Here is a 26,037-nt window from a genome sequence, read left to right on the forward strand (position 1 = left end):
ATCAGGAGCCCCACCGATGGCCGACACCGACGAGCTACGCCGCTATCTGAAGAAGACCGCGAAAGAACTCTACGAGACCAAACAACACCTGCGCGAACTCACCGATCGGACGCGGGAGCCCATCGCCATCGTCGGGATGGCCTGCCGATACCCCGGCGGCGTCCGGTCCGCCGAGGACCTGTGGCGCATCGCCGCCGAGGGCGTGGACGCCGTCGGCGGGTATCCCTCCGACCGCGGCTGGGACCTCGAGCGATTGTTCGATCCCGATCCGGACGTCCCCGGGACGGTCTACACGCGGGAAGGCGGTTTCCTCGACAGTGTGGCCGATTTCGACGCGGGCTTCTTCGGCATCAGCCCGCGCGAGGCCGCCGCGATGGACCCGCAGCAGCGCCTGATGCTCGAGGCGGCCTGGGAGGCCCTGGAAGACGCCGGCATCGACCCGCTGTCGCTGCGCGGGAGCGACACCGGCGTGTTCGCCGGGGTGGCCCACCAGAACTACGGGCCCCGCGTCGGCTCCCCGGATATCACGGCCGAAACGGAAGGCCATGCCTATCTGGGTGTTTCCAGCAGTGTGCTGTCGGGCCGGATCGCTTACACCCTCGGGCTGGAGGGTCCGGCCGTCTCGATCGACACGGCATGCTCCTCGTCGCTGGTCGCCCTGCATCTCGCGTGCCGGGCGCTGCGCAACGGCGACGCCACCCTCGCGCTGGCGGGCGGGGTCACCGTGATGTCGGATCCGTCGCTGCTCATCGCGTTCGCGCGGCAGCGCGCCCTCTCGCCCGACGGCCGGTGCCGGGCATTCGCGGCGGCGGCGGACGGAACCGGCTTCTCCGAGGGACTCGGCGTGCTGGTGCTCGAACGGCTCTCCGACGCACGGCGGCTCGGGCACACCGTGCTGGCGGTCGTCCGCGGCAGCGCGATCAACCAGGACGGCGCGAGCAACGGGCTGACCGCGCCGAACGGACGGTCGCAGGAAGCCGTGATCGGGCAGGCGTTGCGCGACGCGGGCTTGGCGCCCGCCGACGTCGACGTGGTGGAAGCGCACGGTACGGGCACGATGCTGGGCGACCCGATCGAGGCCCGCGCCCTGATCGCCGCCTACGGCGCTCGGGAACCCGAGGCGCCTTTGCGGCTGGGATCGCTGAAATCCAACATCGGTCACACCTCGGCCGCGGCGGGCGTCGGGGGCGTGATCAAGATGGTGCAGGCCATGCGGCACGAGATGCTGCCGAAGACCTTGCACATCGACGCGCCCACTCCCCATGTGGACTGGTCGGCGGGCACCGTGCGGCTGCTGCGGGAGAGCGAGCCGTGGCCCACCGGCGCCAGGGTCCGGCGCGCGGGCGTGTCGTCGTTCGGCGCCAGCGGTACCAACGCCCACGTCGTCCTCGAGGAAGCGCCCGCCGATGCGCCCACCGAGACCGAATCCGAGCCCGGTCCTACCGAGCCTGTCGCAGCGAATCATCCTTCGCCGCAGGTGCTCCCGTTGCTGTTGTCCGCGCGTTCTGGCGCCGCACTGCGGGAACAGGCCGACCGCTTGCGGCGCTGGATGACCGACACCCCGGCGGCGGATCCGCGGGATATCGCGCATTCGCTGCTCACCTCCCGTGCCCGGCTGGAATGGCGCGGCGCGGTCGTCGGTCGTGACCGGGACGACCTTCTGGCCGGTTTGGCGGCCCTCGCCGAAGGGCGTTCCACGCCGGGCGTGGTCGAGGGCCGGGCGCGCTCGGGCCGCACGGCGTTCCTGTTCACCGGTCAGGGCGCGCAGCGCGCCGGAATGGGACGGGAACTGTCCGCGGCGTTCCCGGTGTTCGCGGCGGAACTGGACCGGGTGTGCGCCGAATTCGATCCGCTGCTCGGACGTTCGCTGAAAGACCTCCTTTATACCGAGTCGCCGGACGGCGACAGCGCGCCCGGACCGCTGGATCGGACCGAGTTCACCCAGCCCGCGCTGTTCGCGTTCGAAGTGGCGCTGTACCGGCTCGTCGAGTCCTTCGGTCTGACACCGGACGTGCTGCTGGGCCATTCCATCGGTGAACTGGCGGCGGCGTATGTCGCCGGAGTGTGGTCGCTGCCGGACGCGTGTGCGCTGGTGGCGGCGCGGGGCCGGCTGATGGGCGGCCTGCCCGCGGGCGGCGCGATGCTGGCGGTGGCGGTCCCGGAAGAAGAGGCGTCGGCCGCGCTCGACGGGTACCACGGCCGGGTCTCCGTGGCCGCGGTGAACGGCCCGTCGTCGGTGGTGCTGTCCGGTGACGCCGACGCTGTCGCCGAGATCGAGGGGCTCTTCGCCGAGCGAGGTCGCCGGACGAACCGGCTGCGCGTCAGCCACGCCTTCCATTCGGCGCGGATGGAACCGATGCTGTCGGAGTTCCGGGCCGTGGCTTCCGGCGTCACCTACCGGCGGCCGACGATCCCGATCGTCTCGAATGTCTCGGGCGCACCGGCAGGCGACGAGCTGACCGATCCCGAGTACTGGGTCCGTCAGGTGCGGTCGGCGGTGCGGTTCGCACCGGGCATCCGGGCACTGGCCGCGAGTGGGGTGGTGCGATTCCTGGAGGTCGGTCCCGACGCGGTGCTGACCGCGATGACCCGGGAATGTCTCGCCGAACAACCCGATGTCGAGGCCCGCTGCACGGTGGTCGCCGCCGTGCGGCGTGGCGCGGACGAGGCCGGGCAGCTCACCGCTTTCCTGGCCGCCGCGCACGCCGCGGGCGCCGAAGTGGACTGGCGCCCGCTGTTCGCCGACACCCGGCCGCGCCGAGTGCCGTTGCCCACCTACGCTTTCCAGCGTCAGCGGTACTGGTTGCCGCCGGCCGACGGGATCGGCGATGTGAGCCGCGCCGGTCTGACCGCGATGGACCACCCGATGCTCGGCGCGGCGCTGGCCCTGGCCGGTACGGACGAGTGGCTGTTCACCGGCCGCCTGTCCACGCTGTCGCAGCCGTGGCTGGCCGACCACACGGTGTTCGGCACGGTGCTGTTGCCGGGCACCGCGTTCGTGGAGTTCGCGCTGGCGGTCGGCGCGCGACTGGACGCCGCGACGGTCGAGGAACTGGTGCTGGAGGCGCCGCTGCGGCTGGACGAGGGAACCGAGGTCGATCTCCAGATCAGCGTCGAATCGCCCGACGACGCGGGACGCAGGCGCTTCGTCATCGCCTCGCGGACGGTCGGCGACCGGACCGCCGGATCCACGCACGCACGTGGTGTGCTCGCGCCCGCCACGGATGGCGCGGGGGCATCCGGCGGTACGGACGGACCGTCCCCGGACGAGGACGCGACGACCGGAGCCGCGCTGTACGACCACCTGGCCGCCCGTGGCCTGGATTACGGACCCGCATTCCAAGGCGTGCACCGGTTGTGGCGCCGCGACGACTCCGTCCTGGCCGACGTGCGCCTCGGCGAGACGACCCCGGACGCCTCGCGTTTCGGTGTGCACCCCGCACTGCTGGATGCCGCACTGCACGCCGCGGTCGATGTATTGGCCGCCGATGCGCCCGCGCACCACGCGCCGCTGCCGTTCTCCTTCACCGGTGTGCGGTTGTATCGCGGTGGCGCGAGCGGGGCACGGGCGCTGATCCGGCCCGTGGGCGCGGACGGAGTGCGGGTCGAGTTGCGCGACGACATGGACGCGTTGCTGCTCACGATCGACGCGCTACAGGCGCGTCCGGTCGACAGTGACGCGGTGCGCGACACGCGCTCGGCCGCACCTCACGGTCTCTACGACGTGCAGTGGGTGGCAGTGGCATCCGGTGCGCCGTCCGGCGCGGTGCGGCTGGCCGCGGTCGGCGGACCGGCGCGATCCGCTTTCGGCGAACACCATCCGGACATGGCCGCGCTGACCGCGGCCGCTGGGACCTCGAACGCCCGGCAGGCCGACGCGGTGGTGTGGTTCGCGGAATCCGAACCCGGGCACACCGAAGGCGCCGAGGCCGACAGGGTACGCCGCAGCGCGAACACCGCGCTGGCGATGGTGCAGTCCTGGTTGCGCCTGCCCGAGTCCGGCGACACCCGGCTGGTCGTGGTGACCCGCAACGGCGCCGGACAGCACGGCGAGGACCTGGCGGCCGCGGCGACCTGGGGACTCCTGCGCAGCGCGCAATCGGAGCATCCCGGCCGGATCGTCCTGGTGGACGCCGAGCGTGACGCGGTCGTCGGGCCCGAGCTGATCTCGGCGGCCCTCGCGACCGACGAACCGCAGCTGGCGGCGCGCGGGGGCGAACTGCTCGCGCCCCGGCTCACCCGGCGCGGCCAGGTGACCGGCGGGCCGGTCACCCTGGGTTCGGGCGCGGTGTTGATCACCGGCGGCACCGGCGGGTTGGGCGCCCTGGTGGCCCGGCACCTGGCCGCGACGCACGGTGTGCGCGACCTGGTATTGGTGTCACGCCGCGGCGAACGGGCCGACGGTGTGGGTGAACTGGTCGCCGAACTGACCGGACTCGGTGCTCGGCCGCGGGTGCTGGCCTGCGACGTCGCCGACCGTGCCGCGGTGCGCGCCCTGCTCGACGAGTTGGCCGACGGTCCGGAGCTGACCGCCGTGGTCCACGCCGCGGGCGTCTTGGATGACGCGACGCTCCACGCACTCACCCCCGACCGGATCGAACGGGTCTTCGCGCCGAAGGTCGACGCCGCCCTCCACCTGGACGAACTAACCCGCGACCGGAACCTGTCGGCGTTCGTTCTCTTCTCGTCGATCGCCGCGGTTCTGGGCTCCGCGGGTCAGGGCAACTACGCCGCCGCCAACTCGGTGCTGGACGCGCTGGCCCGCCGCCGCGTCGCGGCGGGACTGCCCGCGGTCTCGATGGCCTGGGGTCCGTGGAGCCAGCACGGCGGGATGACCGCCGACCTGGGCCGTGCGGGTCTGGAACGTCTGTCCCGCATGGGTTTCCGGCCACTGACCGAGTCCGACGGGCTCGCGCTGTTCGACCGCGCCGTCGGCGCGGACACGCCGCTGGTCGCCGCCGTGGACTTCGACACCGCGGCATTGTCCGCACAGGCCCGCGCGGGTTTGCTGCCGCCGCCGCTGCGTTCGCTGGTAGCGGTGCCGCGCCGCGCCGCAGGGGGCGGCGGCGAGCTGGCGGAGCGGCTCGCCTCGGCGCCGCCGGACCGGCACGACGCGATCGTGCTGGAATTCGTTCGCGGGCAGGTCGCCGAGGTATTGGGCCACGCGACGGGCGACCTGATCGAGGCCGACAAACCGTTCAGCGAGCTGGGATTCGACTCGCTGGGCGCGGTGGACCTGCGCAACCGCCTCACCAAGGCCACCGGTCTGCGTCTTCCGTCGACCCTCGCCTTCGATCACCCGACCTCGGCCGCCGTCGCTCGGCTGCTGCGTTCCCGGATCGAGGGCGCCGGGCCGGGAATCCGCCGGACGCAGCAACGCACGCGAGCCGACGAACCGATCGCGATCGTCGGCATGGCCTGCCGGTACCCCGGCGGAGTCACGTCTCCGGACGAACTCTGGGATCTGGTTGCCTCGGGTACGGATGCCATAACCGAGTTCCCGGCGGATCGCGGCTGGGATCTGGATCGCCTGATCCATCCGGACCCCGAGCATCCGGGAACCTCCTACGTCAAAGAGGGCGGGTTCTTGACGGACGCGGCGGAATTCGACGCCGGATTCTTCGGAATCGGCCCGCGGGAGGCGAACGCGATGGACCCGCAGCAGCGTTTGCTGCTGGAGGTGTCGTGGGAAGCGCTCGAGCACGCCGGTATCGATCCGATGTCGCTGCGGGGCACCGACACCGGCGTCTACACGGGCGTGATGTATCAGGACTACGAGGTCTTGACCCGCAAAGCGGGGCCCGAGGCCGAAGGCTACGTGGGGACCGGCTCGGCGGCGAGTGTGGTCTCGGGACGCATCGCGTATTCGCTCGGCCTGGAAGGCCCCGCGATGACGGTGGACACGGCGTGCTCGTCCTCGCTGGTGGCGCTGCACGTGGCGTGCCGGGCGCTGCGGCAGGGGGAGAGTTCGCTCGCCCTGGTGGGCGGTGCGACGGTGATGGCCACGCCCACGGTGTTCGTGGAATTCTCCCGCCAGCGCGGTCTGGCCGCGGACGGGCGGTGCAAATCGTTCTCGGCCGCCGCCGACGGGGTGGCCTGGGCGGAGGGCGCGGCCGTCCTGGTGGTCGAACGACTTTCGGACGCACGGCGACTCGGCCACAACGTGCTCGCTGTGGTGCGCGGCAGCGCGGTGAACCAGGACGGCGCCAGCAACGGCCTCACCGCGCCGAACGGCCCGTCGCAGGAGCGGGTGATCGCGGCGGCGCTGGCCGATGCCGGGCTCGGCCCCTCGGACGTGGATGCCGTGGAAGCGCACGGGACCGGAACGACCTTGGGCGACCCGATCGAGGCACAGGCGTTGCTCGCCACCTACGGGCAGGGACGTCCGGAAGGCCCGCTGCGGGTCGGTTCGCTCAAGTCCAATATCGGCCACACCCAGGCGGCGGCCGGTGTCGGCGGCGTGATCAAGATGGTCCAGGCGCTGCGCCACGAGGTGCTGCCGAGAACCCTGCACGTGGACGAACTCTCCCCGCACGTGGACTGGTCGGCCGGATCGGTGCGGGTGCTGACCGACGCCGAGCCGTGGACGGCCGGCAGCCGGGTACGGCGCGCGGGGGTGTCGTCGTTCGGCATCAGCGGCACGAACGCGCATGTGATCCTCGAGGAAGCGCCCCCGTCCGCGCGCGACGAGCGTTCGGCGGCGGACACCGATCCGGTGGCGGGCGGCGCGGTGCCGCTCGTGGTCTCCGCGAAAACCTCCGAAGCGCTGCGCGGTCAAGCCGAACGCTTGCGCTCCTGGCTGGCCGGTGCGCCGGAGATCGACTCGCGGCGGGTGGCGAGTGCGCTGCTCGACTCGCGCGCACTGCTGGATCGCCGCGGCGTGGTGGTCGGACGCGATCGGCGGGAACTGCTGGCCGGGCTGGCCGCGCTGGCGGCGGGCGCGGGGTCGCCGCACGCGGTCGAGGCGCAGGCGGTGCCGGGTGCCACGGCCTTCCTGTTCACCGGCGGCGGCGCGCAGCGCGTCGGCATGGGCGCGGACCTGTACCGGGCGTTCCCGGTCTTCGCGACCGCGCTGGACGAAGTCTGCGCGGAGTTCGACCGGCATCTCGGCGGTTCGCTGCGGGAGGTGATGTTCACCGACGCGGCCGGGGTGCTGGACCGGATGGACCGGATGCAGCCCGCGTTGTTCGCGTTCGAGGTGGCGATGTTCCGGCTGCTGGAATCGCACGGTCTCGTACCGGATGTGCTGGCGGGTCACTCGCTCGGCGAACTCGTCGCGGCATACGTGTCCGGGGTCTGGTCGCTCGCCGACGCCTGTGTCCTGGTGGCGGCGCGGGGACGGTTGATGGGAGCAGCGCCCTCCGGTGGGGCGATGCTGGCGGCCGCGGTGTCGGAGACGGAAGCGGAGGAACTGCTGACCGGCCTCGGTGACCGGCTCGCGCTCGGGGCGGTGAACGGGCCGGAGTCGGTGGTGTTCTCGGGGTACGCCGACGCCGTCGGCGAGATGCAGCGGCGGCTGACCGAGGGGGGACGTAAGAACACCCTGCTGCGTATCTCGCACGCGTCCCATTCGATGCTGATGGAGCCCGTGCTGGAGGAATTCCGCGCGGTGGCGGAGGGGCTGACCTATCGCAAGCCCGCCGTGCCGATCGTGTCGAACGTCTCCGGCGCGCAGGCCGGTGACGAGGTGTGCGATCCGGGCTACTGGGTGGCGCAGGTGCGCAGCTGTGTGCGTTTCGCTCCCGGCGTGCGCAGTCTCCTCGACGCCGGAGTGCGTCGTTTCGTCGAGGTCGGGCCGGACGCCGCGCTCACCGCGATGATCGGGGAATGCCTGGCCGAGCGTCCGGAGGTGGCGGCGAAGTCGCTGGTGGCGGCGTCGTCGCGGCGGTCGGTCGAGGAGGTGACCCAGGTCGTCACCCTCCTCGCCCAGTCCTACGCGGCAGGCGTGCCGGTTCGCCTGCGGTCCCTGCTGCCCGCGGGAGACGCGCGGGTGACGCTGCCGACGTACGCGTTCCAGCGCCGCCGCTACTGGGTGCAGCCCGCGCCCGAGGCCGTGCCGGGTTCGTTCGGGCATCCGCTGCTGACCAGCGCGGTGCCGCTGGCCGGGAAGGACGAATGGTTGTTCACCGGCCGGTGTTCCACGCGTACCCAGCCTTGGATCGGCGACCACGCGGTGTTCGGTTCGGTATTGCTGCCCGGGACGGCCTTCGCGGAGATGGCCCTGGCCGCGGGCGCGCATCTGGACGCCGGGGTGGTCGAGGAACTCCTGTTGCAAGCTCCCCTCGTGCTCGACGCGGGCGTCGAGATCGATGTGCAGCTGAGTGTCGGTGTGCCGGACCAGGAAGGGCGGCGCGGTTTCGCCATCCATTCCCGCCCGGCGGACCCGGACGCGGCCGACGCGAACGCGTGGGTGCAGCACGCGAGCGGGGTCTTGACCACGGCCGACGACGAGCCCGCGCCGGTCTGGGGGGAGCGGTTCCGGCCGCCTTCCGATGCCGAGCCGTCGGACGGGTCGCTCTACGACCGGCTGGCGGAGCGCGGCCTGGACTACGGTCCGGTGTTCCAGGGCGTGACCGCGCTGTGGTCGCGCGGCGAGCAGACGTTCGCCGAAGTCTCCCTGGACGAATCCGTCACCGTCGCGGCGGCCCCGTTCGGTATCCACCCGGCGCTGCTGGACGCCTGCCTGCACGCGGCGCTCGGCGATCTGATCGACGACCTGCCCGCCGGGCAGGTGCCGTTGCCCTTCTCGTTCGCCGGTGTGCGGTTGTGGCGATCGGGAACCACCGCCGTGCGCGTCCGCGTCGTCCGCGATGCCGAGGGACAGGTCGCGATCGACATCGCCGACGAGACCGGCTCGCTCGTGGCGCGCATCGATGCGGTCTCCGCACGCCCGATCGCGGCCGACGCGTTGGGGCCCATAGCCGCGGCACGTCGTGCGGCGCCCCTGCACCTGCGCTGGACGCGCGCGGAGCTACCCGCGCTGCGGGCCGTGCCCGACCGCGTGGCGACGATGGGGCGGCCACGGGTATCCGGCGTCGATCGCCACTACGCCGATGTCACCGAAGTGGCTGCGTCCGAACGACTTCCGGAAGTTGTCGTGTGGTCGCCCGGCGACGGACCCGCGGGCCCGGTGGAGCCGGGGACGGTGCGGCGCGCTACCCGCACGGCATGGGAGTTGTTGCGGTCCTGGCTTTCGAGCGAGCGGCTGGCGGACACTCGGCTCGTGGTGGCGACCCGCCGGGCGGCGGGCCTGCCCGGGGAGCCGATCGATCTGGCCGCCGCGGCGGTGACCGGCCTGGTCCGCAGCGCGCAGTCGGAACAACCGGGCCGCGTCGTGCTCCTGGACCACGACGGGGACCTGGACGCGACGACGGTGCTCGGCGTGATCGAATCCGGGCACGCCCAAGTGGCGGTCCGCGGGGGAGAACTCCACCTGCCGCGCCTGGCCCCTACCGATATGCCCGAAACAACCCTCAGCACAGGGCTTTTCGGTGACGGAACGGTGCTCGTCACCGGCGGTACCAGCGGATTGGGCGCGGTGCTCGCCCGGCACCTGGTCACCGCGCACGGCGTCCGGCATCTGTTGCTGGTGTCGCGCCGCGGCGCGACCGCCGACGGGGTCGCGGAGCTGGTCGCCGAGCTGGACGGGCTGGGCGCGCGCACCCGGGTCGCCGCGTGTGACGTGGCCGATCGCGCCGGTCTGGCCGCCGTGCTGGAGTCGATCGGGGACGAGCACCCGCTGACGGCGGTGATCCATTCCGCGGGCCTGATCGATGACGCCACCATCGAGACGCTGACCGAACGACAGCTCGATCGTGTGCTCGCGCCCAAGGTCGACGGCGCACTGCACCTGCACGAGCTCACCCGGGACCAGGAGCTGGCCGCGTTCGTCGTGTTCTCCTCCGCGGCGGCGATTCTCGGATCGCCCGGGCAGGGCAACTACGCGGCCGCGAACGCGTTCCTCGACGGGCTCGCGCATGCCCGCCGCGCACAAGGGCTGCCCGCCTTGTCGGTCGCCTGGGGGCTGTGGAACCAGGGCACGGGCATGACCGCCGAGATGGACCGCGCCACGCTGGCGCGGCTGCAGCGCATGGGTCTGCGGATCCTCGGTGACGCGGACGGGACGGCGCTGTTCGACGCGGCGCTCGCCACGGACGCGGCGGTGGTCGCCTGCGTCGCATTCGACCAGCCCGCTCTGGCCGCGCAGGCACGTGCCGGACTGCTGCCCGAGGTGCTGAGCGGCTTGGTACCCAGCCGTGCGCGGCGAGTCGCGGCCACGCGCGCGTCCGGCGGTCTGCTGGCCGACCGGCTCGCCGCGGCGCCGGAGGACGAACGCGACGCGCTGGTGCTCGGGTTCGTCCGCGAGCACGCCGCGGCCGTATTGGGATACCGGTCCGCGGCCGCCATCGATCCCGAAACGCCGTTCAACGAAATGGGTTTCGATTCATTGAGCGGCGTCGAGTTGCGGAACCGGCTGTCGGAGGGCACGGGTACGCGCCTGCCCTCGACGCTGGTCTTCAACTACCCGACGGTGAGCGCGGTGGCGAAATTACTGCGGTCGCATTGGGAGGCGACCGCGACCACCTCGGCGATCGACGACCAGATCGACGCGCTCACCGCGTTGTTCGCGACTCTGCCGTCCGCGGAGGACAAGGCCCGGCTGGCCGAACGGATCCGCGCGGCGCTCACCGAGGCCGTGGAGGAACCCGAGCCCGAACCCGCCGCCGCGCAGGGCCGGGACGCCGTCGAGGCGGCCGCCACCGCGGACGAACTGTTCGCTCTCATCGACCAGCAGATCTCCGGAAAGTAGAGGAAAGCTCATGACACACAACGACGTGTCGGCGATCGCGATGACCGATGGCGTGCGCTCGCTGCACCTGGAGTGGGAAGATCCCGGCATCGCCGTGCTCGGCATGATCCAGCTCTCGCGTGACGAACTCGTCGAGCGCATCCGCACCGGCGCCCTGCCGCTGCCGCCGCTGGCCAAACTGCTCAATATCGAGGTGGTCGACGCCGAGCCGGGGCGGATGACGCTGAGCCTCACCCCCGACGAGCGGCATGTGAACTTCCTCGGCGTGGTCGGCGGCGGTGTTGTCGGCACGGTGCTCGACGTCGCGATGTGGGGCGCGGTGCAGCTGTCGGTGGACGACAAGTCCATGCTCACGACCGTGAGCATGACCTCCAATCTGGTGCGCGGAGTGTCGCACAACCAGGGTGCGTTGCAGGCGGTAGCGGAGGCGGTGCACGTCGGCCGGACCACGGCCACCGCCGAGAGCCGCCTCGTCGATGCCCACGGCAAGGTCTACGCGACCGCCACCGCGACCTTCGTGCGAATGGGCGGCGGGAACGGGTGACTGCCGGTGGGCCCGGGGATCGAGTCCCCGGGCCCACCGTTGTCCGGGATCAGAGTTCCGCGGCCAGCTGGGTGCCCTGCTGGATGGCGCGTTTGGCGTCGAGTTCCTTCGCCTCGTCCGCTCCGCCGATGACATGCACGCGCACGCCCAGGGATTCGAGCTGGTCGCCTAGGTCGCGAACCGATTCCTGGCCCGCGCACACCACGACGTTGTCGACTTCGATCACCCGGCGGCCCTGCCGTTGCGGGCCGAAGCTGATGTGCAGGCCGCGATCGTCGATCCGCTCATAGTTGACTCCGCCGATCTGCTCGACACCGCGTGCCTCCAGGGCGGCGCGATGGATCCAGCCGGTCGTCTTCCCCAGAGTCAGTCCGAAGGGCCCCGACTTGCGTTGCAACAGGGTGACTTCCCGGATTCCGGGGGCGGGCCTGCGGGTCCGCAACTGGCCGGGAGCGTGGATGTCGTCGGTGACACCCCACTCGTCGCGCCATTGATCGAGCGGGAGCGTCCCCTGATGACCCGCGGTGAGGAATTCGCCTACGTCGAATCCGATTCCGCCCGCGCCGATGACGGCCACCCGGTCCCCGACGGGCCTCTCCCGCCGGATCAGTTCCGGATACGACAGCACCATCGGGTGATCGATTCCCGGGATGTCGGGCACGCGGGGACGCACGCCGGTGGCCAGCACCACGTCGTCCCAGTCGCCGGCCGCGAGCTGTGCGGCGGTGACGCGGGCGTTCAAATGGACGGTGACGCCGGTGAGTTCCAGCTTGCGCCGGTAGTACCGGATCGTCTCGTCGAACTCCTCCTTGCCGGGAATGCGGCGGGCGAGGTCGAACTGACCGCCGATCCGATCCTCGGCTTCGAAGAGCTCCACCCGGTGCCCGCGCTCGGCCAGCCCGATCGCGGCCGACAGCCCGGCCGGACCGGCGCCGACGACCGCCACCCGCTTGGCCCGTCTGGTGGGCAGCAGTCGCAGCAGCGTCTCGTGGCACGCGCGGGGGTTCACCAGGCAGGACACCGTCTGCCGGGTGAAGGTGTGGTCCAGGCAGGCTTGGTTGCAGGCGATGCAGGTGTTGATCTCGTCCACGCGGGATCCGGCGGCCTTGTTCACCCACTCCGGATCGGCCAGCAAGGGCCGCGCCAGCGAGATGAGGTCGGCTTCACCGCGCTCCAGGATCTGTTCGGCGACCTCGGGCATGTTGATCCGGTTCGACGCGCACACCGGAATCGAGATGTGCTCTTTGAGCGCCGCGGTGTATCCGACGAACGCGGCCCGTGGCACCGAGGTGACGATCGTCGGCACCCGCGACTCGTGCCAGCCGATATCGGTGTTGATGACGTCCACCCCGGCGGCTTCCAATTCCTTGGCCAGATCGATGATCTCCGCGTAGGTCTGCCCGTCCTCGACGAATTCGGCCAGCGACATCCGGAACATGATGAGCAGGTCGTCCCCGACGGCGGCCCTGGTCCGGGCGGCGACCTCGACCGGGAACCGCCGCCGGTTCGCCGCCGATCCGCCCCAGCGATCGGTGCGGGTGTTGGTGCGCGGCGCGAGGAACTGGTTGATCAGGAACCCTTCGCCGCCCATGATCTCGACACCGTCGTAACCGGCCAGCCGCGCCAGCCGCGCGCAGCGCACGTGATCGGCGATCGTGGTCTCGATCTCCTGCTCGGTGAACGCACGCGGCTCGAACGCGGTGAGCGGCGACGCCACCGCCGAGGGAGCCAGATTGGTGGGGATGTTCGAATCGCGTCCCCCGTGCAGGATCTGCAGGGCGATCTTGCCGCCCGCCTCGTGGACGGCCTGGGTGATCACGCGATGCCGCTCCGCGTCGGTCTCGTCCAGCATGGCGCACGCGAACGGCCACAGCCATCCGTCGCGGCTGGGGGAGTATCCGCCGGTGACGATCAGCCCCACCCCGCCGCGTGCGCGTTCGGCGAAGAACGCGGCCAGCCGGTCGATGTGCCAGGCCCGGTCTTCGAGGCCGGTGTGCATGGAGCCCATCACGACTCGGTTGCGCAGTCGCACCCTCCCCAGTTCGATCGGCGACAGCAAATGAGGAAAGGCGGAACTCATGGGATGAACCTAACGGCAGCTACCCGCCTCCGCAATCGCTGGCGGCCCATGCCATCAGCGGTGCACGGCTGAAGCCGGCAGCGCTCTGGGCCAGGGGCGACAAGCCGGCAACTCGCACCTCCCGGGACCGGCCTCGCCGCCGGTTTCGCGAACAGCCCCCGCTCCGGCGATCGAGCCGCGTCGTTCCCAGCACCGGGATGACGAGTATTGACAATCTTCCTCGGCACACCTAGGTTGACCAGCCTTACCAGAATGTGAAACACATTGTGCGCGAACAGGAGCCATGCATGCTGGTATCCGGTTCGACGCGCAGGTCCTTCTTGCGTGCGGTGGGCTCCGGCGCGGCGGCCCTTTCCGCCGCGGCCTGCACCGGATTCGCCACCAGCGGCAACGGCGGCATGGTCTTCCTGTCCACGCAGTTCCGTCCCGCCGACGAGGCCGAGCGGTTCCGTGGCCTGCTCGCCGCCGCCGCACCCGGCGTCGGCTACGTGACCATCGAGGAGAGCCCGTTCGCGAGCCAGGTGCGCAGCCAGGTCGACGCGGGCGCGACCCGGATCGGCCTGCTCGGCGGCCTGCACGGCGACCTCGCGCCGCTCGCCGACGGCTACTTGCAGGACCTCACCGGCCTGCTCGCCGACCTCGGTTCCCGTGGCTGGCCCGCCGCCTATCTGGAACTGGCCAGGGTGGGCACCGACCGCACGTGGTATATCCCATGGGCCACCGCGAGTTACGTCCTCGCGGCACACGCGGAGGCGCTCGAGCATCTGCCGCCCGGCGTCGACGCCGCGTCGCTGTCCTATGACCAGTTCCTCGACTGGGCGATCGCCGCGCGCCGCGCCAATGGCAATCGCCCCGTGCTGGGCCTGCCCGCTGGTCCCAAGGGTCTGCTGCACCGGTTCGTGCAGGGCTTCCTGCTGCCCTCGTTCACCGGCGGCCAGATCACCACCTTCCGCTCGAACGAGGCCGTGACGGCGTGGCAGTATCTGCGTGAGCTGTGGGCGAACTGCGCGCCGTCGAGCACGAACTTCGACTTCATGCAGGAGCCGCTCGACAGCGGCGAAGCGCGTCTGGCGTGGGACCACGTCGTGCGCCTGGTCCACGCGCCCGAGCGCGACCCGCGGAACTGGCGGATGCTTCCGGCGCCGCGCGGCTCGCACGGCCTCGGCTACATGGCTGTGCTCGCCGGGCTCGCGCTTCCGAAGGGCGGTCCGGATCCCGAACTGGCGCAGCGCACGATCAGCACGCTCACCCGCCCGGAAACCCAGCTGCGGCTGCTGCGTTCCAACGGGTTCTTCCCCGCGATCGACACGGCGATCCCGGACGACCTGCCGCCGGCCATCCGGCTCGAGGCCGACGCGGTGCGCAGGCAGCAGGAGGCGCCCGGCGCCATCCTCTCTCTGCCGCCGGTGGGGCTCGGCCAGCGAGAAGGGGAGGTGAGCAAGGTCTTCAAAGACAGCTTCCGCTCGATCGTGCTCGACCGGGCCGATATTCGCGCCACGCTGGACCAGCAGGCGCGGGTGCTGCAAGGCATCCTCGACGACCTGAAAGTGCCGTGCTGGGCTCCCGACCCGGCCGCCGACCTCTGCCGGGTGGGATAGCCGTGAGGTCGAGACCGCGCTCCCCGTGGATCCTGCTGCTGCCTTCGATCGTCCTGCTGACGGCGCTGTTCGGCTGGCCGCTCGTACAGGGCGTGCTCGCGGCGTTCCGCGGCGACGACGGATTCACCCTCGCCCACTGGGACCGGCTGTTCGACGATCCGTACCTCTTCACCGCCCTGCGCAACACGCTGCTGCTGATCGTGATCGTCGTACCGGTCCAGCTCGTCCTCGCCGTCGGCATGGCGCTGCTCATGCAGGCCCGGCCGCGGTTCGCCGGCGGCCACTTCTACCTGTGGTGCCTGCCGCTGGCGATCTCCGAACTGGCCGCGGGGCTGGTCTGGCTGGCCATCTTCGACAACCGCGGCTATCTGAACTCCCTGCTGGTCGGCCTCGGGCTCTCCGACGACGGCGTGCAGTGGCTCGGCTATCAGAACCCGGGCACGATGCTGCTCGCCGTGGTGGTCGCCGAGATCTGGCGCGCGACCTCGCTGGTGTTCGTGATCGTGGTGGCGGGCGTGCAGATGATCCCGCGCGACTACGACGAGGCCGCGCAGGTGTTCGGCGCGAATCTCTGGCAGCGGCTGCGGCACGTGACGCTGCCGCTGCTGGGGCCCAGCCTGCAGGTGGCGCTGATCCTGCGGACGATCCTCGCGTTGCAGGCTTTCGCCGTAGCGCAGGCATTGACCGGACGGGACTTCCCGCTGCTGGTCGGCGAGACCTACGAGTGGTACGCGAATCTGCAGAACCCGGCGGTCGCCAGCGCCGTCTCGCTGATCGTGCTGGCGATCTCGCTCGCCACCGCCGTGTTCTACCTGCGGGCGGTCCGGCAGCCGGAGCAGGCCCGATGAGCCATCGCAGGAGGCGAGGAGCGCGATGAACCGAACCGACGCGCCCGCGCAGCGCGTGCTGCCGCCGATCGATCGCGCACCGCTGCGCAGGCGCCGCAGGCGCGCCGTGTGGGTGCAGCTCGCCTGCATTGCCGTGAGCCTGTTCATGGCGCTGCCGATCGTTCTCATCGGACTCGCCGCGGTGTCCTCGAGGGAAGCGCTCAACGAGTTCCCGAAGCCGCTCGTGCCGAAGGAGTTCTCCACCGAGACCTTGGTCGCTTTCTTCCGCGCCACGGGGACCGTCGCGGCACTGGGCAACTCGGTGCTGGTCGGCCTCTACACGGTGTTCTGGTCCCTGGTGATCGGTGCGCCCGCGGGATATGCGCTGGCCCGGCACGCTTTTCGCGGCAAGGACACCTATCAGGTCTTCATCCTGTTCGTCCGGGCCTTGCCGATCGTGGTGCTCTCGGTGCCGCTGGCCACGATGTTCCTGCGCATCGACGTGTACGACACGGTTTTCGCCGTGACGCTGGTGCACACCACACTCGCGTTGCCGACCACCGTGCTCATCACCGCGAGCATCTTCGTCGCGGTGCCGCCCGATCTGGAGGAGGCGGCGCGGGTCTTCGGGTGCGGTCGATGGCAGGCCGCGCGCCGGGTCGTGGTGCCGCTCGCGCTGCCGGGGCTGGCCGCGTCGTCGATCTTCACCTTCGTCCTGTCCTGGAACGAGATCCTCGGCGCGACGATCGTGACCCTCGGGCACCGCACTCTGCCCGCGCAGGTGCTGACGGCGCTGGACGAGGCGTCGACCGCCTACCGCTTCGCCGGCGGTTTCGCGTTGATCATCCCGGCGCTGGCGTTCATCTTCGTGATGCGGCGCTACCTGGTGAACATGTGGGGGACGACGCTGCGATGACAGGGGTTGGCTGATGGCTGAGGTGGTGGTCCGGGATCTGGTGAAGACCTATCCCGGCGGCACGGCGCGTGCCACCGACGAGGTGTCGCTGGAGATCGCCGACGGCGAGTTCATGGTGCTGCTCGGGCCGTCGGGCTGCGGCAAGACGACCCTGCTGCGCATGATCGCCGGATTGGAACTACCCGACTCGGGACAGATCGTGATCGGCGGCAAGGACGTCACCTATCTGGAGCCGCGACGGCGCAACCTGTCGATGGTGTTCCAGTCCTACGCGGTGTTCCCCAACAAGAAGGTCGCCGACAACATCGGCTTCGGCCTGCGCGTGCACGGCGTGCCGTCCGACGAGATCCGTCGCAAAGTCGCCTGGGCGGCGGAGTTGTTGCAGCTGACGCCGTATCTGGACCGGTATCCGGCGCGGTTGTCGGGCGGGCAGCGCCAGCGCGTCGCGGTGGCGCGGGCGATCGTGATGGACGCCGACGTGCTGCTCATGGACGAGCCGCTGTCCAACCTGGACGCGCTGCTGCGGCTGTCGTTCCGGGCCGAGCTGAAAAAACTCGTCGCGGAACTCGGCACCACGACCATCTACGTCACCCACGACCAGGTCGAGGCGCTGTCGCTGGGCGACCGGGTAGCCGTGCTGCGTGACGGGGCGATCGTCCAGTGCGGCCCGCCCACCGAGGTCTACGACGACCCGGCGACGGAATTCGTCGGCGGGTTCCTCGGCAGTCCACCGATGAACTTCCTCACCGGCCCGGTTTCCGCTGGAGCGAGCGGGCCGCGCATCGACCTGGGCGGGCAATCGCTCGCCGTGCCGGAGGCACTGTCATCCTTCGCGGGCCGCACGATCCGGCTCGGCATCCGCCCCGAGGCCATCGTGGTGGAGCGGGGACCCGCGGACGCGACCGTGCGGTGCGAACTCGAAGTGCTCGAGCCGCTCGGCTCGTCCACCCTGCTCACCACCCGCGTCAGCGGGCAGACGGTGAAAGTGCAAGCGCCACCCGGATTCCGCGCCGCCGAGGGCGAGGCCGCGAGTCTGTACCTGCCGCCCGCGGCATGCCGCTGGTACGACCCGGAGACCGGATTGCTCTTGCCGGTCGACTGATCGCGGGACTCCCGCGCCGATCGCGGCTGCCTACCGGCTGCGTTCGGCGCGCAATTGCGCGTCATCGATCAGCGCTCGCGCCTGCCGGATGACCGCGAACAACTCGAAGCGGCGGGTGTGATCGGCGACCTGGATCTGCAACTCGTCCTCGAGTCGTTCCACCCGCCATCGGATCCGGTCGATCACGACGAGGTCGGCGGCGCGATCGAGCTGCTGCAATTCTTCGAGAACCTCGTCCAGACGGTCCTGCATACTGCGCATTGCGCACGTTCTTTCTGGTAGGCGACTCTGCCGGTAAGAATCGTCAACAGGGTGGACGAGCATCGTAATGCGGGGTTGCGGGCAGCGAAATGCCGGGTTTCCAGATAGTTACGCCGACCGGCGCGGACAGCGGTGGCGACGTCGTCACCGGCTGTCCGCGGCGCTGGGCGTCAGCGGAAGGCGTCCGCGTGCGCGGTGGCCCACTGCCCGAAGGTGCGCGGCGCGCGGCCGATGATCTCTTCCACCGTCGGGCGGACGATGGATTCGTCGATCGCCCCGTGCACGTAGAAGTCGAAGAAGGCGTCCACGTACTCGACGGGAGTGGTCCGGAGCATGTCGGCGCGGGCCTCCTCGTCGGTGAGGCCCTGGCAGGTCAGGTCGCGGCCGGTGGCCTCGGCCAGGATCGCCACCTGCTCGGCGGGCGTGAGCGGCTCCGGCCCGGTAGGCCAGAGGATTTCGCCGTGCCGGCCGTTGTCACGCAGGACGGCGGCGGCCACCGCGCCGAGGTCCTGCGGATCGAGAGCGGCCGTGCGCACCTCGGGGAACGGTGCGCGAATCACGTCTCCGTCGCGAAGCTGGGGAAGCCAGCGCAGAGCGTTGGAGGCGAAGGCGCACGGGCGCAGAATCGTCCAGGCCACACCGCTTTCGGTGGTCTCCTGCTCGGAGGCCATCATGTAGCGGGTGATGGCGTTGGAGGTGTCCCCGGTACCCGCGGAAACGCCGGAGAGCTGCACGATGTGCTCGACGCCCGCCTTCGCGGCCGCCTGGGCGACCCCCGGATAACCCGGCAGCAGGAACACCGCGCGCACCCCGTCGAAACTCAGGCTATCGGGTGAGGTGAGATCGCCCGGCACGGCTGTCACGCCTCGTGGCACGACGGCGTGCTCGGGATCGCGCACCAGCGCGCGCACCGGTTCTCCCGTTGTGGCCAGGGCCTGCACAACTTCCGCGCCGACATTGCCGGTCGCTCCTGTCACGAGGATCATTTCGCCGATCTTTGCAGTACTCGGCCGGTTTGGCCCGGCCATTGCAGCTTCCTGCAGCACACTGTGCAGCCGCTGCCCTTCGGCCGGCGGGAAATCACCCCGTGAGATGTGCGGCGATGCCGTCGAGTAGTTTGCTCAGCCCGAACTCGAAGACGCCTTCCGCGACATCGCCGGTGTCCCGGTGGTCGGGGGGACCTGCGGCGAGCATGGCCAGCATGGCCGGGTAGCGCTCGGGCTGCCCGTACCGGTGGATCATCGCCGGGTCGAGGATCGGGCCGATGTGCCCGGCCGCGTCGCGTCCTCGGGTCGGATCGATCGCCAGACGGGCGGCGCCGCCGACGAAAGCGTTGATGGACAGGGTGATCTCGAAGATGCCGTGCGGTGGGAGCCCGGCCTCGATCAACGCACTCATCGCGGCCTCGCCCCACGCGGCCTCGTTCGGGCCCATGCAGCGATTGCTCGTGCCGACCGCCAGCACCCACGGGTGACGGAGGTACAGCTCACGGGTACGGCGCGCCCAGAGTTCCAGCGCCGCGCGCCAGTCGCCGCGCGGCAGGTCGGGCGGTTCGGACATGGTCGCGTCGAGCATCAGGGCGACGAGTTCGTCCTTGCCCGGCACGTGTCTGTACAGCGACATGGTGGCCGCGCCCAGCTCCTTGGCCACCCGCTGCATCGACAGCGCGCCGATGCCGTCCGCGTCCGCGACGGCCATGGCCGCGCCGACGATCCGGTCCAGGCTCAGTGCCGGCCGGGGGCCGCGACCGGACCGCCGGCCGCCGGCCCACAGCAGCTGCGCCACCGGCGGCAGTTCGTCAGCCATGTTCGCTCCTAGCGATCTAATTGCGTATCGCCTACGCAATGCGTATATGATACGCAGTACTACGTCGTCTCCGATGTCCGGGGTGGTTCACCATGGCAGTTCCTGCCAGACCTTCGAATTCCGTCGTGTCCGAGCCGAATCGACCACGGTGGTGGCAGCGCCCCTGGGTGGGGCCACTGCTGGTGCTCACGTTCGCGTTCGTCGCCTTCTCTCTGCCGCCGTATCTCACGTTGGATCCGGCCCGGTCGCGGGTACCGGACCCGGGGTTCGCCCCGCATTATCCGATGCTGGTCGTGCACGTGATCTGCGGCTCGGTCGCCATCCTGGTCTGCGGTTTCCAAGTGTGGCCGTGGTTCCGCCGCAGGCATCCGGCGGCCCATCGGCGGCTGGGCCGCTGGTATGTCTTCGCCGGCGTGCTGCCCGCCGGGCTCGCCGGATTGGTGGTCGGGGCGACCAGTCCGTTCGGTCCCGTCGCGCGCGTCAGCAACGTCATGCTGGCGGCCTTGTGGCTGATCACCACGCTCATCGGCTGGCGCATGGCGCGACGCCGCCGCTTCGCCGAGCATCGCCGCTGGATGATCCGCAGTTTCGCGCTGACCTTGTCGATCGTGCTCAACCGGCTGCTCGGTGGAGTCCTGCTGCTTGTGCTGAGCCCGCGACTGGAGACGTCCTTCCACGGCGACGAGACACTGCTGACGCAGACCATCGCCGGCATCGGCACCTGGCTGGGATGGACCCTCGCGCTGCTGATCGCCGAAGCGTGGCTCGAACGCGGACGTTCGCCCCGGCGCGCGGAACTCGTCTCCACCGGCGGGCGCCGAGCATGAGCCTGACCGGACTAGGGCTGACCGCCGAACAGGAGCGCGTCTACCGGGAGCTGCTGCGCACCCGGCCCAGCGTCTCCTCGCGCGCGGGCGGGGCGGGCGCAGTCGGGCCCGTGCTCACCGAACTGCGTCTGCTGGGCCTGGTGGACGAGAACCTGTCCGCGGTGCCACCGGCGGCCGCGGTGGATCTTCTGGTGCGGCGGCGGATCACACAGGCGCAGAAACAGTTCGAGGGCATCGCCGCCGCCTGGGACGCGGTGCGTGAACTGAGCGAGGAACAGCGCACCGGCCGGCCCGCGGGCTTGATCGAGCTGCTGTCGAACGGGCCGGAGACCGCGCGGCGCATCAACGCACTGCTGACGGATCGTCCCGGCGAATTCTCGGCGCTGCGGACCGACGTGCTGCACGACGAATCGCGGCTCGCCTCCGTCCGGCACGGCCGCCTACTGATCGCCGGGCTGCGCAGTCGCACCGTATTTCCCGCGCACGCGTTGGACGATCCCCGGCAGGCGGCCCACGCGAGCCGACAGCATGCGCTCGGCGAGCTGCACCGGGTGACGGCGGAACCGGTCTGGCCGCTGACCCTGGTCAACCGGTCGGTCGCCTTCGTGCCGGCCGATCTCTCCGCACCGGAGACGGGTGTGCTCCAGATCCGGCGTACCGGTGTGGTCCGGATACTCGCGGAGGTCTTCGACGGCATCTGGGACCGCGCCCGCGACCTGGACCAACTCCCGGTCTCACCCGACGAGCGGCGGGTCCTGCGGGCGCTGACCCGCTACGACACCGACGAATCGGCGGCGCGTGCGCTCAATGTCTCGGTGCGCAAGTTCCGCGCCCATGTCGCCGACCTGATGGACCGGCTCGGCGCACGTACCCGATTCCAGGCCGCCCTGCTGGCCAAGGAACGCAACTGGCTCTGACCTCAGCCTGTCGGATATCCGACCAGCTTGCCTTCCGCGACCGCCACGAACACCGACTCGAATCGGCGAATGTCCATCATCTTGCCGCGCCCAAGCGAGTGTCCCGCTGGATCACAGCGTCCGGGCGAAGTGGGCGGCGACGGCTTCGACCGCGATGGTGACCTGTGGTTCCTGGTCGTAGAAGTCGAATTGGGTGCCCGGAGTCCAGACGATGTCCTTTGGTCCGGCCAGCCCGGCGTGGAAGCGGCGCGCACCGTCGGGGATCGCGGCCTGCTCGCTGTGCACGAGCACCGTGGGCTGGGAGATATTCGGCGCCAGTGCGATGGCGTCGTAGGTGAGCCAGTCGACCCAGGACATGACGGCGAACCGGTTGGGCCAGGCGGGTATTCCGCCACGGGCGGGGTTGAGGTAGAAGTCGATGTCGTAGGGCATGGCCGCGCGCTCGTCGGTGGCGCTGACCACCGGCACGTAGTCGACCACACCCGTCTCCTCGAATCGTGACCGCGCCAGCTCGCCGAGCGCGATTCTGGCCGCCACCGCCTCGGTTCCGCCGTAGACCTGTGCGCAGATGGCCGCGTCGTGCAGCCAAGGCGCCACCAGTGCGAGCGACTTCACCCGCGCGTCTTCCGCCGCGTCAGCGGACATGTACATCGCCGCCGCGCAGATGCCCAGCGCGCCCAGCCGCGTGGCGTCGACGGCCGGGTGCGCGGCCAGGAAGGTCATCGCGTTGTGGATGTCCCGGACCTTCCGCTCCGGCGATTCGACGTCCCGCGGTTCGCCCGCCGATTCGCCGAAGCCGGTGAAGTCGAACGACAGCGCCGCGTAACCGTGTGCCGCCAGCCGCTCGGCGTACCGGTCGGCCATCAACTCCTTGACGCTGGTCCAGGTCCCGGCCACCGCGACGCCCGGCGCCGGGTCCTGGCCCGGTGGCAAGTACAGGTTGCCGACGAGTCGCACTCCGGCACTGTCGAATTCGACCTTCATAACCTCGATCTCTCCTCGTAGCGTTTCCAATCGGCTCCCACCGGCACACCGGCCGCGGCGCGAACCCTCACGGCAGCGCTCGGTTGCCGTCGCCCCATAGCGCCGTCATCACCACCGCGGTGATCCGCCAGCCATCGGTGGATCGCACGAGGTCGAAACGGTAGGAACCGCCCAGCGTCCACAGGGACGCGCCATAGGGGGCCGACTTGCGATGGGTCGCTTGGAAGGAGGCGGTGCAGACCGCGCTGTCGCCCTCGATGCTCACCAGGTGGTTGCCGAGCAGGTGCTGGGTCGCCGCGAAACCACCGAGCGCTTGCTGCCACGCGGTCGCGATCCGCGCGGGAGTGAGTACGACCGGCTCGCCTCCGTTGAGGCTGGTGTAGTCCAGCGTCACCGTCTCGGCGAACACCTCCGCGAGCTTGTCCCACTCGCGGAGATCGGCGTACCACGCCATCCGCGTGCACGTTTCGATGACATCCAGGCGATCCATACGGCACAGAATGGCTGTCGCCGCACTGTTCGAGGAAGAGCAGAGGTTGCACACCGCGCTGCAGGAACCTGCATGGTCCGAGCGCAGCCGGTTCCCCTGTCCGGCTGTGGTTGACACGCGCCGCTCCCTCAATTACCTTTGCGATCAAAGCAAACTATCTTTGTTTGCAAAGGTAGTTTACCGTCTCCGACGCCCACGCCGGTTCGGCGAGTGGCGGTCGCTCACCGAAGGGCAATCATGTCGCACGAGTCGCACGACGCCGCGGACGCGGCGCGCTGGATCCGTGACTTCGCGCACCCGCTCGCGCCGGTCGGTGCCGACGGGCCGCTCGCGGAGCTGGCGGCGTTGGCGGACCGGGCCGGTGACGCTGTCGTCGTCGGAATCGGAACAACCACCCGCGCCGGGCACGAACTGTCCGCGACTGCGCATCGCCTACTGCGATTGTCGGTAGAGACACTGGGATTCCGGGCGCTCGCCCTGCTGGATGACGAATCCGTCGTCGCGGCCATGGACGACTACGCGCGGACGGGTGCCGGTGACCCACGGGCGATCCTGGGCGAGGCGTGGGTGCCGTGGCGGACTGCCGAGACGCTCGCTGTCCTGGAGTGGGCGCGTCGGTTCAACGTCGCGCATCCGCACGATCCGCTGCGCCTGTTCGGCTTGGTTCCCGAGGCCGCCAAGCCATCGCACTACGAGCACGTGGCACGGTTCGTCGGAACGGTCGCACCGCATCGGATCGAAGATCTGCGCTCCGCTTACGATCCGATCGTCACGGCCCATCAGGTGGGTGAGCACATCCAGCGCGCGAACGGCACCCACCCCGGGCGCCCGTTCTCCGACCATGCCGCAGAAGCACTGACCCTGGTCGAGTCGTTGCCTGGCGCCGCCGACGCACCCGGGGTCCTGGACGCGGCCCGCCTGATCGTGCGATACCACGCGAACAGCACCGCCTCGGGCCGCCGTGACTTCGCCGCCGAGTCCGCCGATGCCGCTCGCCGCATCGCGGACTGGCACGACCGCACCGGACAGCGGGTCGTGTTCTGGGAAGGGGTGTCCAACACCGCCGTCGCGCGACAGCTCACCGTGGCCGCCATGGCACAGAGCTTTCCGAGCACGGGATTCCTGCTGCGACAACACTTCGGATCCGGCTACCTGTCCGTCGCGATCACCTTCCATCACGGCAGCGTCCGCGCCGGGCTCGCCGTGCCCGCGCCGTCGGCGGACTTCGTCGACAGCGTGCTCGACCAACCCGGCCTCAGGAACTACCTGCTCGATCTACGGACCGCTCCCGCGGGCGCGGTTCAGCGGTGGCTGCGTCGACCCGGGAAACTCCGCCTCGTCATCGGAACCTACGACCCGACCCACGACACCGATCACCACATCACCGGTGCCGGCCTGGGTGACTGGTTCGACATCGTTCTGCGCATCCGAACCATCACTCCGACGCAATCGTTCGCCGGCGGGCGGTAGCCTCTGCCCAGCCCGGGGTCTTGGCGCAGCGGCATGCGGGTGCGTCGAGCGTGCCCATCCGCCCCATAGGGTTGGGGCCGACGGGCCGGTCCGTCGAGAGGAGTTGCCGATGGATGCCGAACACTTCCTGCCGTTCCGCAAGAGCGCGGTGATCTCGCTATGTGCCGACGAGCTTCCCGATGCGGAACGCGCGTCGTTCGCCGAGTTCGCGCGTCTGCTGACGGCCATGGTGCACCACGAGTTCCATATGCGGGGTGAGGCGGTGCTCGACGCCTATCACGTGGTCGATCCCGCGGAGGATGAGCGGGTGATCCGTGCCGCTACGCCCGAGGACCGGGCCGCGGCGCGGGCGCGGGTGGAGCGGGAACTGGTCGCGCTTGCCGAGGCGGCGGATTTCACGCGCATCGATGCCACCGAGATCGAGCGGGCGTTCGCCGAGCACTCCTTGGTGAAGGTGCGATTGGAGATCGACGAGGACGACATCGAGACGGCGATGTTCTTCCGGCGCGGAGTGGCGCAGCGTACCGAACAGGTCCGATGGCTGTTCGGTCTGCGACGCCGCAGCGTCGAATTCACCAGCTATAGCAAGGTTCTCGTGTACGTCGCGTTCGCCGAGCGCCCGGATGCGGTGGCGGATCGACCCAACGGCGGTGTGCTGCTGAAGCTGTTCGGGAACGTTCCGAGCAACGATCTCGAGATGTTGTATCCGAGCGTTCGGGTGCGGATGCGACCGGTGGACAAGCTGCTGATCGGGGTGCCGGCAGTGGCCTCCGGAATAGTCGTGGTCGTCACCAAGCTGGTGGCTTCGCTGGGGCCGCTTGTCCTGTTGCTGGCGTTCTGGGCCGGGCTGCGCGAGGAATCCGTACGGCTGGATCAGGCCACGCTGATCACCCTGGGCGCCGGGTTGGCGGCCTTCGGCGGTTATCTGGTGCGGCAGTTCTCCAAGTTCAAGAACCGCAAGATCAAGTTGATGAAGACGCTGTCGGAGCATCTCTACTTCCGCAATCTCGACAACGACGCGGGAGTGTTCCACCATCTGCTCGGCGCGGCCGAGGAATCGGAGGTGAAGGAAGCCGTTCTCGCCTACCACTTCCTGCGCACGGCCGACCGGCCGCTCACCGCCGCCGAACTCGATCAGCGGATCGAGGACTGGTTCAGTCGGTGGTGGGGGACGACCTTCGACTTCCGGATCCGCGACGGGCTTCGCAGGCTCCGCGCATACGACCTGCTCATCGAACACGAGCACGGCACGCTGGGCGCGGTGCCGCTGACCGAAGCGAAACAGCGGCTGGATGGCAAGTGGGACAACATGTTTCGTGTCCGTCCGGACGACAGCCGACTCGGGGTCGCTTCCGGTTGAGGCGGGTGGCCGGGCCCGGATCTGTCCGGGCGGCGGGATAGGCCT

At 70.3% G+C, this 26,037-nt stretch carries 16 protein-coding genes; 10 read left to right on the forward strand and 6 right to left on the reverse strand.

The features are described 5' to 3' along the window. Window positions 1-16: 16 nt before the first annotated feature. Window positions 17-10,810 carry a type I polyketide synthase gene (locus ABZ552_RS28415; protein WP_357440955.1) on the forward strand — a complete coding sequence of 3,598 codons (10,794 nt, stop codon included), beginning with the start codon at window positions 17-19 and terminating at the stop codon, window positions 10,808-10,810. A 10-nt stretch (window positions 10,811-10,820) separates the two neighbouring features. After that, window positions 10,821-11,354, forward strand: a complete 534-nt coding sequence (locus ABZ552_RS28420; RefSeq protein WP_281873413.1) for a PaaI family thioesterase — start codon at window positions 10,821-10,823, stop codon at window positions 11,352-11,354. A 49-nt stretch (window positions 11,355-11,403) separates the two neighbouring features. On the opposite strand, the gene ABZ552_RS28425 is transcribed toward ABZ552_RS28420, so the two are convergent. Further along, the gene (locus ABZ552_RS28425) at window positions 11,404-13,434 is read right to left on the reverse strand and encodes an NADPH-dependent 2,4-dienoyl-CoA reductase (RefSeq protein ID WP_357440958.1); all 2,031 of its coding nucleotides are present in this window, start codon (window positions 13,432-13,434) and stop codon (window positions 11,404-11,406) included. A 287-nt stretch (window positions 13,435-13,721) separates the two neighbouring features. Here ABZ552_RS28425 and ABZ552_RS28430 point away from each other — a divergent pair, with 287 nt between their 5' ends. From ABZ552_RS28430 to ABZ552_RS28445, 4 genes are read left to right on the forward strand one after another with little or no spacing between them, the layout of a single operon-like run. Then, the gene (locus ABZ552_RS28430; protein ID WP_357440961.1) at window positions 13,722-15,032 is read left to right on the forward strand and encodes an extracellular solute-binding protein; all 1,311 of its coding nucleotides are present in this window, start codon (window positions 13,722-13,724) and stop codon (window positions 15,030-15,032) included. A gap of 2 nt (window positions 15,033-15,034) precedes the next feature. After that, on the forward strand, window positions 15,035-15,880 hold the full coding sequence (locus ABZ552_RS28435; RefSeq protein WP_281873408.1) for a sugar ABC transporter permease: 846 nt from the start codon (window positions 15,035-15,037) through the stop codon (window positions 15,878-15,880). A gap of 25 nt (window positions 15,881-15,905) precedes the next feature. Continuing rightward, entirely contained in the window at window positions 15,906-16,775 is an 870-nt protein-coding gene (locus ABZ552_RS28440; RefSeq protein WP_281873406.1) for a carbohydrate ABC transporter permease, read from the forward strand. A 13-nt stretch (window positions 16,776-16,788) separates the two neighbouring features. Further along, window positions 16,789-17,877 carry an ABC transporter ATP-binding protein gene (locus ABZ552_RS28445; RefSeq protein ID WP_281873405.1) on the forward strand — a complete coding sequence of 363 codons (1,089 nt, stop codon included), beginning with the start codon at window positions 16,789-16,791 and terminating at the stop codon, window positions 17,875-17,877. Window positions 17,878-17,907: 30 nt separating this feature from the next. Here ABZ552_RS28445 and ABZ552_RS28450 read toward each other — a convergent pair whose 3' ends face one another. The 3 genes from ABZ552_RS28450 to ABZ552_RS28460 form a co-directional block, all read right to left on the reverse strand. Then, window positions 17,908-18,138, reverse strand: coding sequence for a hypothetical protein (locus ABZ552_RS28450; RefSeq protein WP_281873403.1), 231 nt, complete (start codon window positions 18,136-18,138; stop codon window positions 17,908-17,910). Window positions 18,139-18,308: 170 nt separating this feature from the next. Then, window positions 18,309-19,124: an NAD(P)H-binding protein gene (locus ABZ552_RS28455; RefSeq protein WP_357440966.1), complete on the reverse strand. Its 816-nt coding sequence runs from the start codon at window positions 19,122-19,124 to the stop codon at window positions 18,309-18,311. A 94-nt stretch (window positions 19,125-19,218) separates the two neighbouring features. Then, entirely contained in the window at window positions 19,219-19,944 is a 726-nt protein-coding gene (locus tag ABZ552_RS28460) for a TetR/AcrR family transcriptional regulator (protein WP_357440969.1), read from the reverse strand. Window positions 19,945-20,069: 125 nt separating this feature from the next. Here ABZ552_RS28460 and ABZ552_RS28465 point away from each other — a divergent pair, with 125 nt between their 5' ends. Together ABZ552_RS28465 and ABZ552_RS28470 are read left to right on the forward strand one after the other, a co-directional pair. After that, window positions 20,070-20,771 carry a DUF2306 domain-containing protein gene (locus ABZ552_RS28465; protein WP_281918724.1) on the forward strand — a complete coding sequence of 234 codons (702 nt, stop codon included), beginning with the start codon at window positions 20,070-20,072 and terminating at the stop codon, window positions 20,769-20,771. Continuing rightward, a complete protein-coding gene (locus ABZ552_RS28470; protein ID WP_281873396.1) occupies window positions 20,768-21,688 on the forward strand; it encodes a hypothetical protein in 921 nt (306 codons plus the stop codon). Before ABZ552_RS28465 ends, ABZ552_RS28470 begins: the two co-directional genes overlap by 4 nt. A gap of 111 nt (window positions 21,689-21,799) precedes the next feature. On the opposite strand, the gene ABZ552_RS28475 is transcribed toward ABZ552_RS28470, so the two are convergent. Beyond that, window positions 21,800-22,672 (reverse strand): alpha/beta hydrolase, encoded by an 873-nt coding sequence (locus ABZ552_RS28475; RefSeq protein ID WP_357440973.1) that lies wholly within the window; start codon window positions 22,670-22,672, stop codon window positions 21,800-21,802. Window positions 22,673-22,739: 67 nt separating this feature from the next. Continuing rightward, window positions 22,740-23,162, reverse strand: a complete 423-nt coding sequence (locus ABZ552_RS28480) for a nuclear transport factor 2 family protein (RefSeq protein WP_281873392.1) — start codon at window positions 23,160-23,162, stop codon at window positions 22,740-22,742. Window positions 23,163-23,399: 237 nt separating this feature from the next. On the opposite strand from ABZ552_RS28480, the gene ABZ552_RS28485 reads away from it, so the two are divergent. Then, window positions 23,400-24,632 (forward strand): erythromycin esterase family protein, encoded by a 1,233-nt coding sequence (locus ABZ552_RS28485; RefSeq protein WP_357440976.1) that lies wholly within the window; start codon window positions 23,400-23,402, stop codon window positions 24,630-24,632. Window positions 24,633-24,741: 109 nt separating this feature from the next. Beyond that, window positions 24,742-25,992: a TMEM143 family protein gene (locus tag ABZ552_RS28490; protein ID WP_357440979.1), complete on the forward strand. Its 1,251-nt coding sequence runs from the start codon at window positions 24,742-24,744 to the stop codon at window positions 25,990-25,992. The last annotated feature ends 45 nt before the right edge of the window (window positions 25,993-26,037 follow it).

The sequence above is a fragment of the Nocardia sp. NPDC019219 genome, assembly GCF_040632645.1.
In the GTDB taxonomy this organism is placed as follows: domain Bacteria; phylum Actinomycetota; class Actinomycetes; order Mycobacteriales; family Mycobacteriaceae; genus Nocardia; species Nocardia sputorum.

Bases quoted from the DNA above. Each gene is read 5' to 3' on its own strand.
- ABZ552_RS28420 (WP_281873413.1), top strand. From the start codon at position 10,821: ATGACACACAACGACGTGTCGGCGATCGCGATGACCGATGGCGTGCGC.
- ABZ552_RS28440 (WP_281873406.1), top strand. From the start codon at position 15,906: ATGAACCGAACCGACGCGCCCGCGCAGCGCGTGCTGCCGCCGATCGAT.
- ABZ552_RS28485 (WP_357440976.1), top strand. From the start codon at position 23,400: ATGTCGCACGAGTCGCACGACGCCGCGGACGCGGCGCGCTGGATCCGT.
- ABZ552_RS28475 (WP_357440973.1), bottom strand. From the start codon at position 22,672: ATGAAGGTCGAATTCGACAGTGCCGGAGTGCGACTCGTCGGCAACCTG.
- ABZ552_RS28455 (WP_357440966.1), bottom strand. From the start codon at position 19,124: ATGATCCTCGTGACAGGAGCGACCGGCAATGTCGGCGCGGAAGTTGTG.
- ABZ552_RS28430 (WP_357440961.1), top strand. From the start codon at position 13,722: ATGCTGGTATCCGGTTCGACGCGCAGGTCCTTCTTGCGTGCGGTGGGC.
- ABZ552_RS28490 (WP_357440979.1), top strand. From the start codon at position 24,742: ATGGATGCCGAACACTTCCTGCCGTTCCGCAAGAGCGCGGTGATCTCG.
- ABZ552_RS28445 (WP_281873405.1), top strand. From the start codon at position 16,789: ATGGCTGAGGTGGTGGTCCGGGATCTGGTGAAGACCTATCCCGGCGGC.
- ABZ552_RS28425 (WP_357440958.1), bottom strand. From the start codon at position 13,434: ATGAGTTCCGCCTTTCCTCATTTGCTGTCGCCGATCGAACTGGGGAGG.
- ABZ552_RS28460 (WP_357440969.1), bottom strand. From the start codon at position 19,944: ATGGCTGACGAACTGCCGCCGGTGGCGCAGCTGCTGTGGGCCGGCGGC.
- ABZ552_RS28415 (WP_357440955.1), top strand. From the start codon at position 17: ATGGCCGACACCGACGAGCTACGCCGCTATCTGAAGAAGACCGCGAAA.
- ABZ552_RS28470 (WP_281873396.1), top strand. From the start codon at position 20,768: ATGAGCCTGACCGGACTAGGGCTGACCGCCGAACAGGAGCGCGTCTAC.
- ABZ552_RS28450 (WP_281873403.1), bottom strand. From the start codon at position 18,138: ATGCGCAGTATGCAGGACCGTCTGGACGAGGTTCTCGAAGAATTGCAG.
- ABZ552_RS28480 (WP_281873392.1), bottom strand. From the start codon at position 23,162: ATGGATCGCCTGGATGTCATCGAAACGTGCACGCGGATGGCGTGGTAC.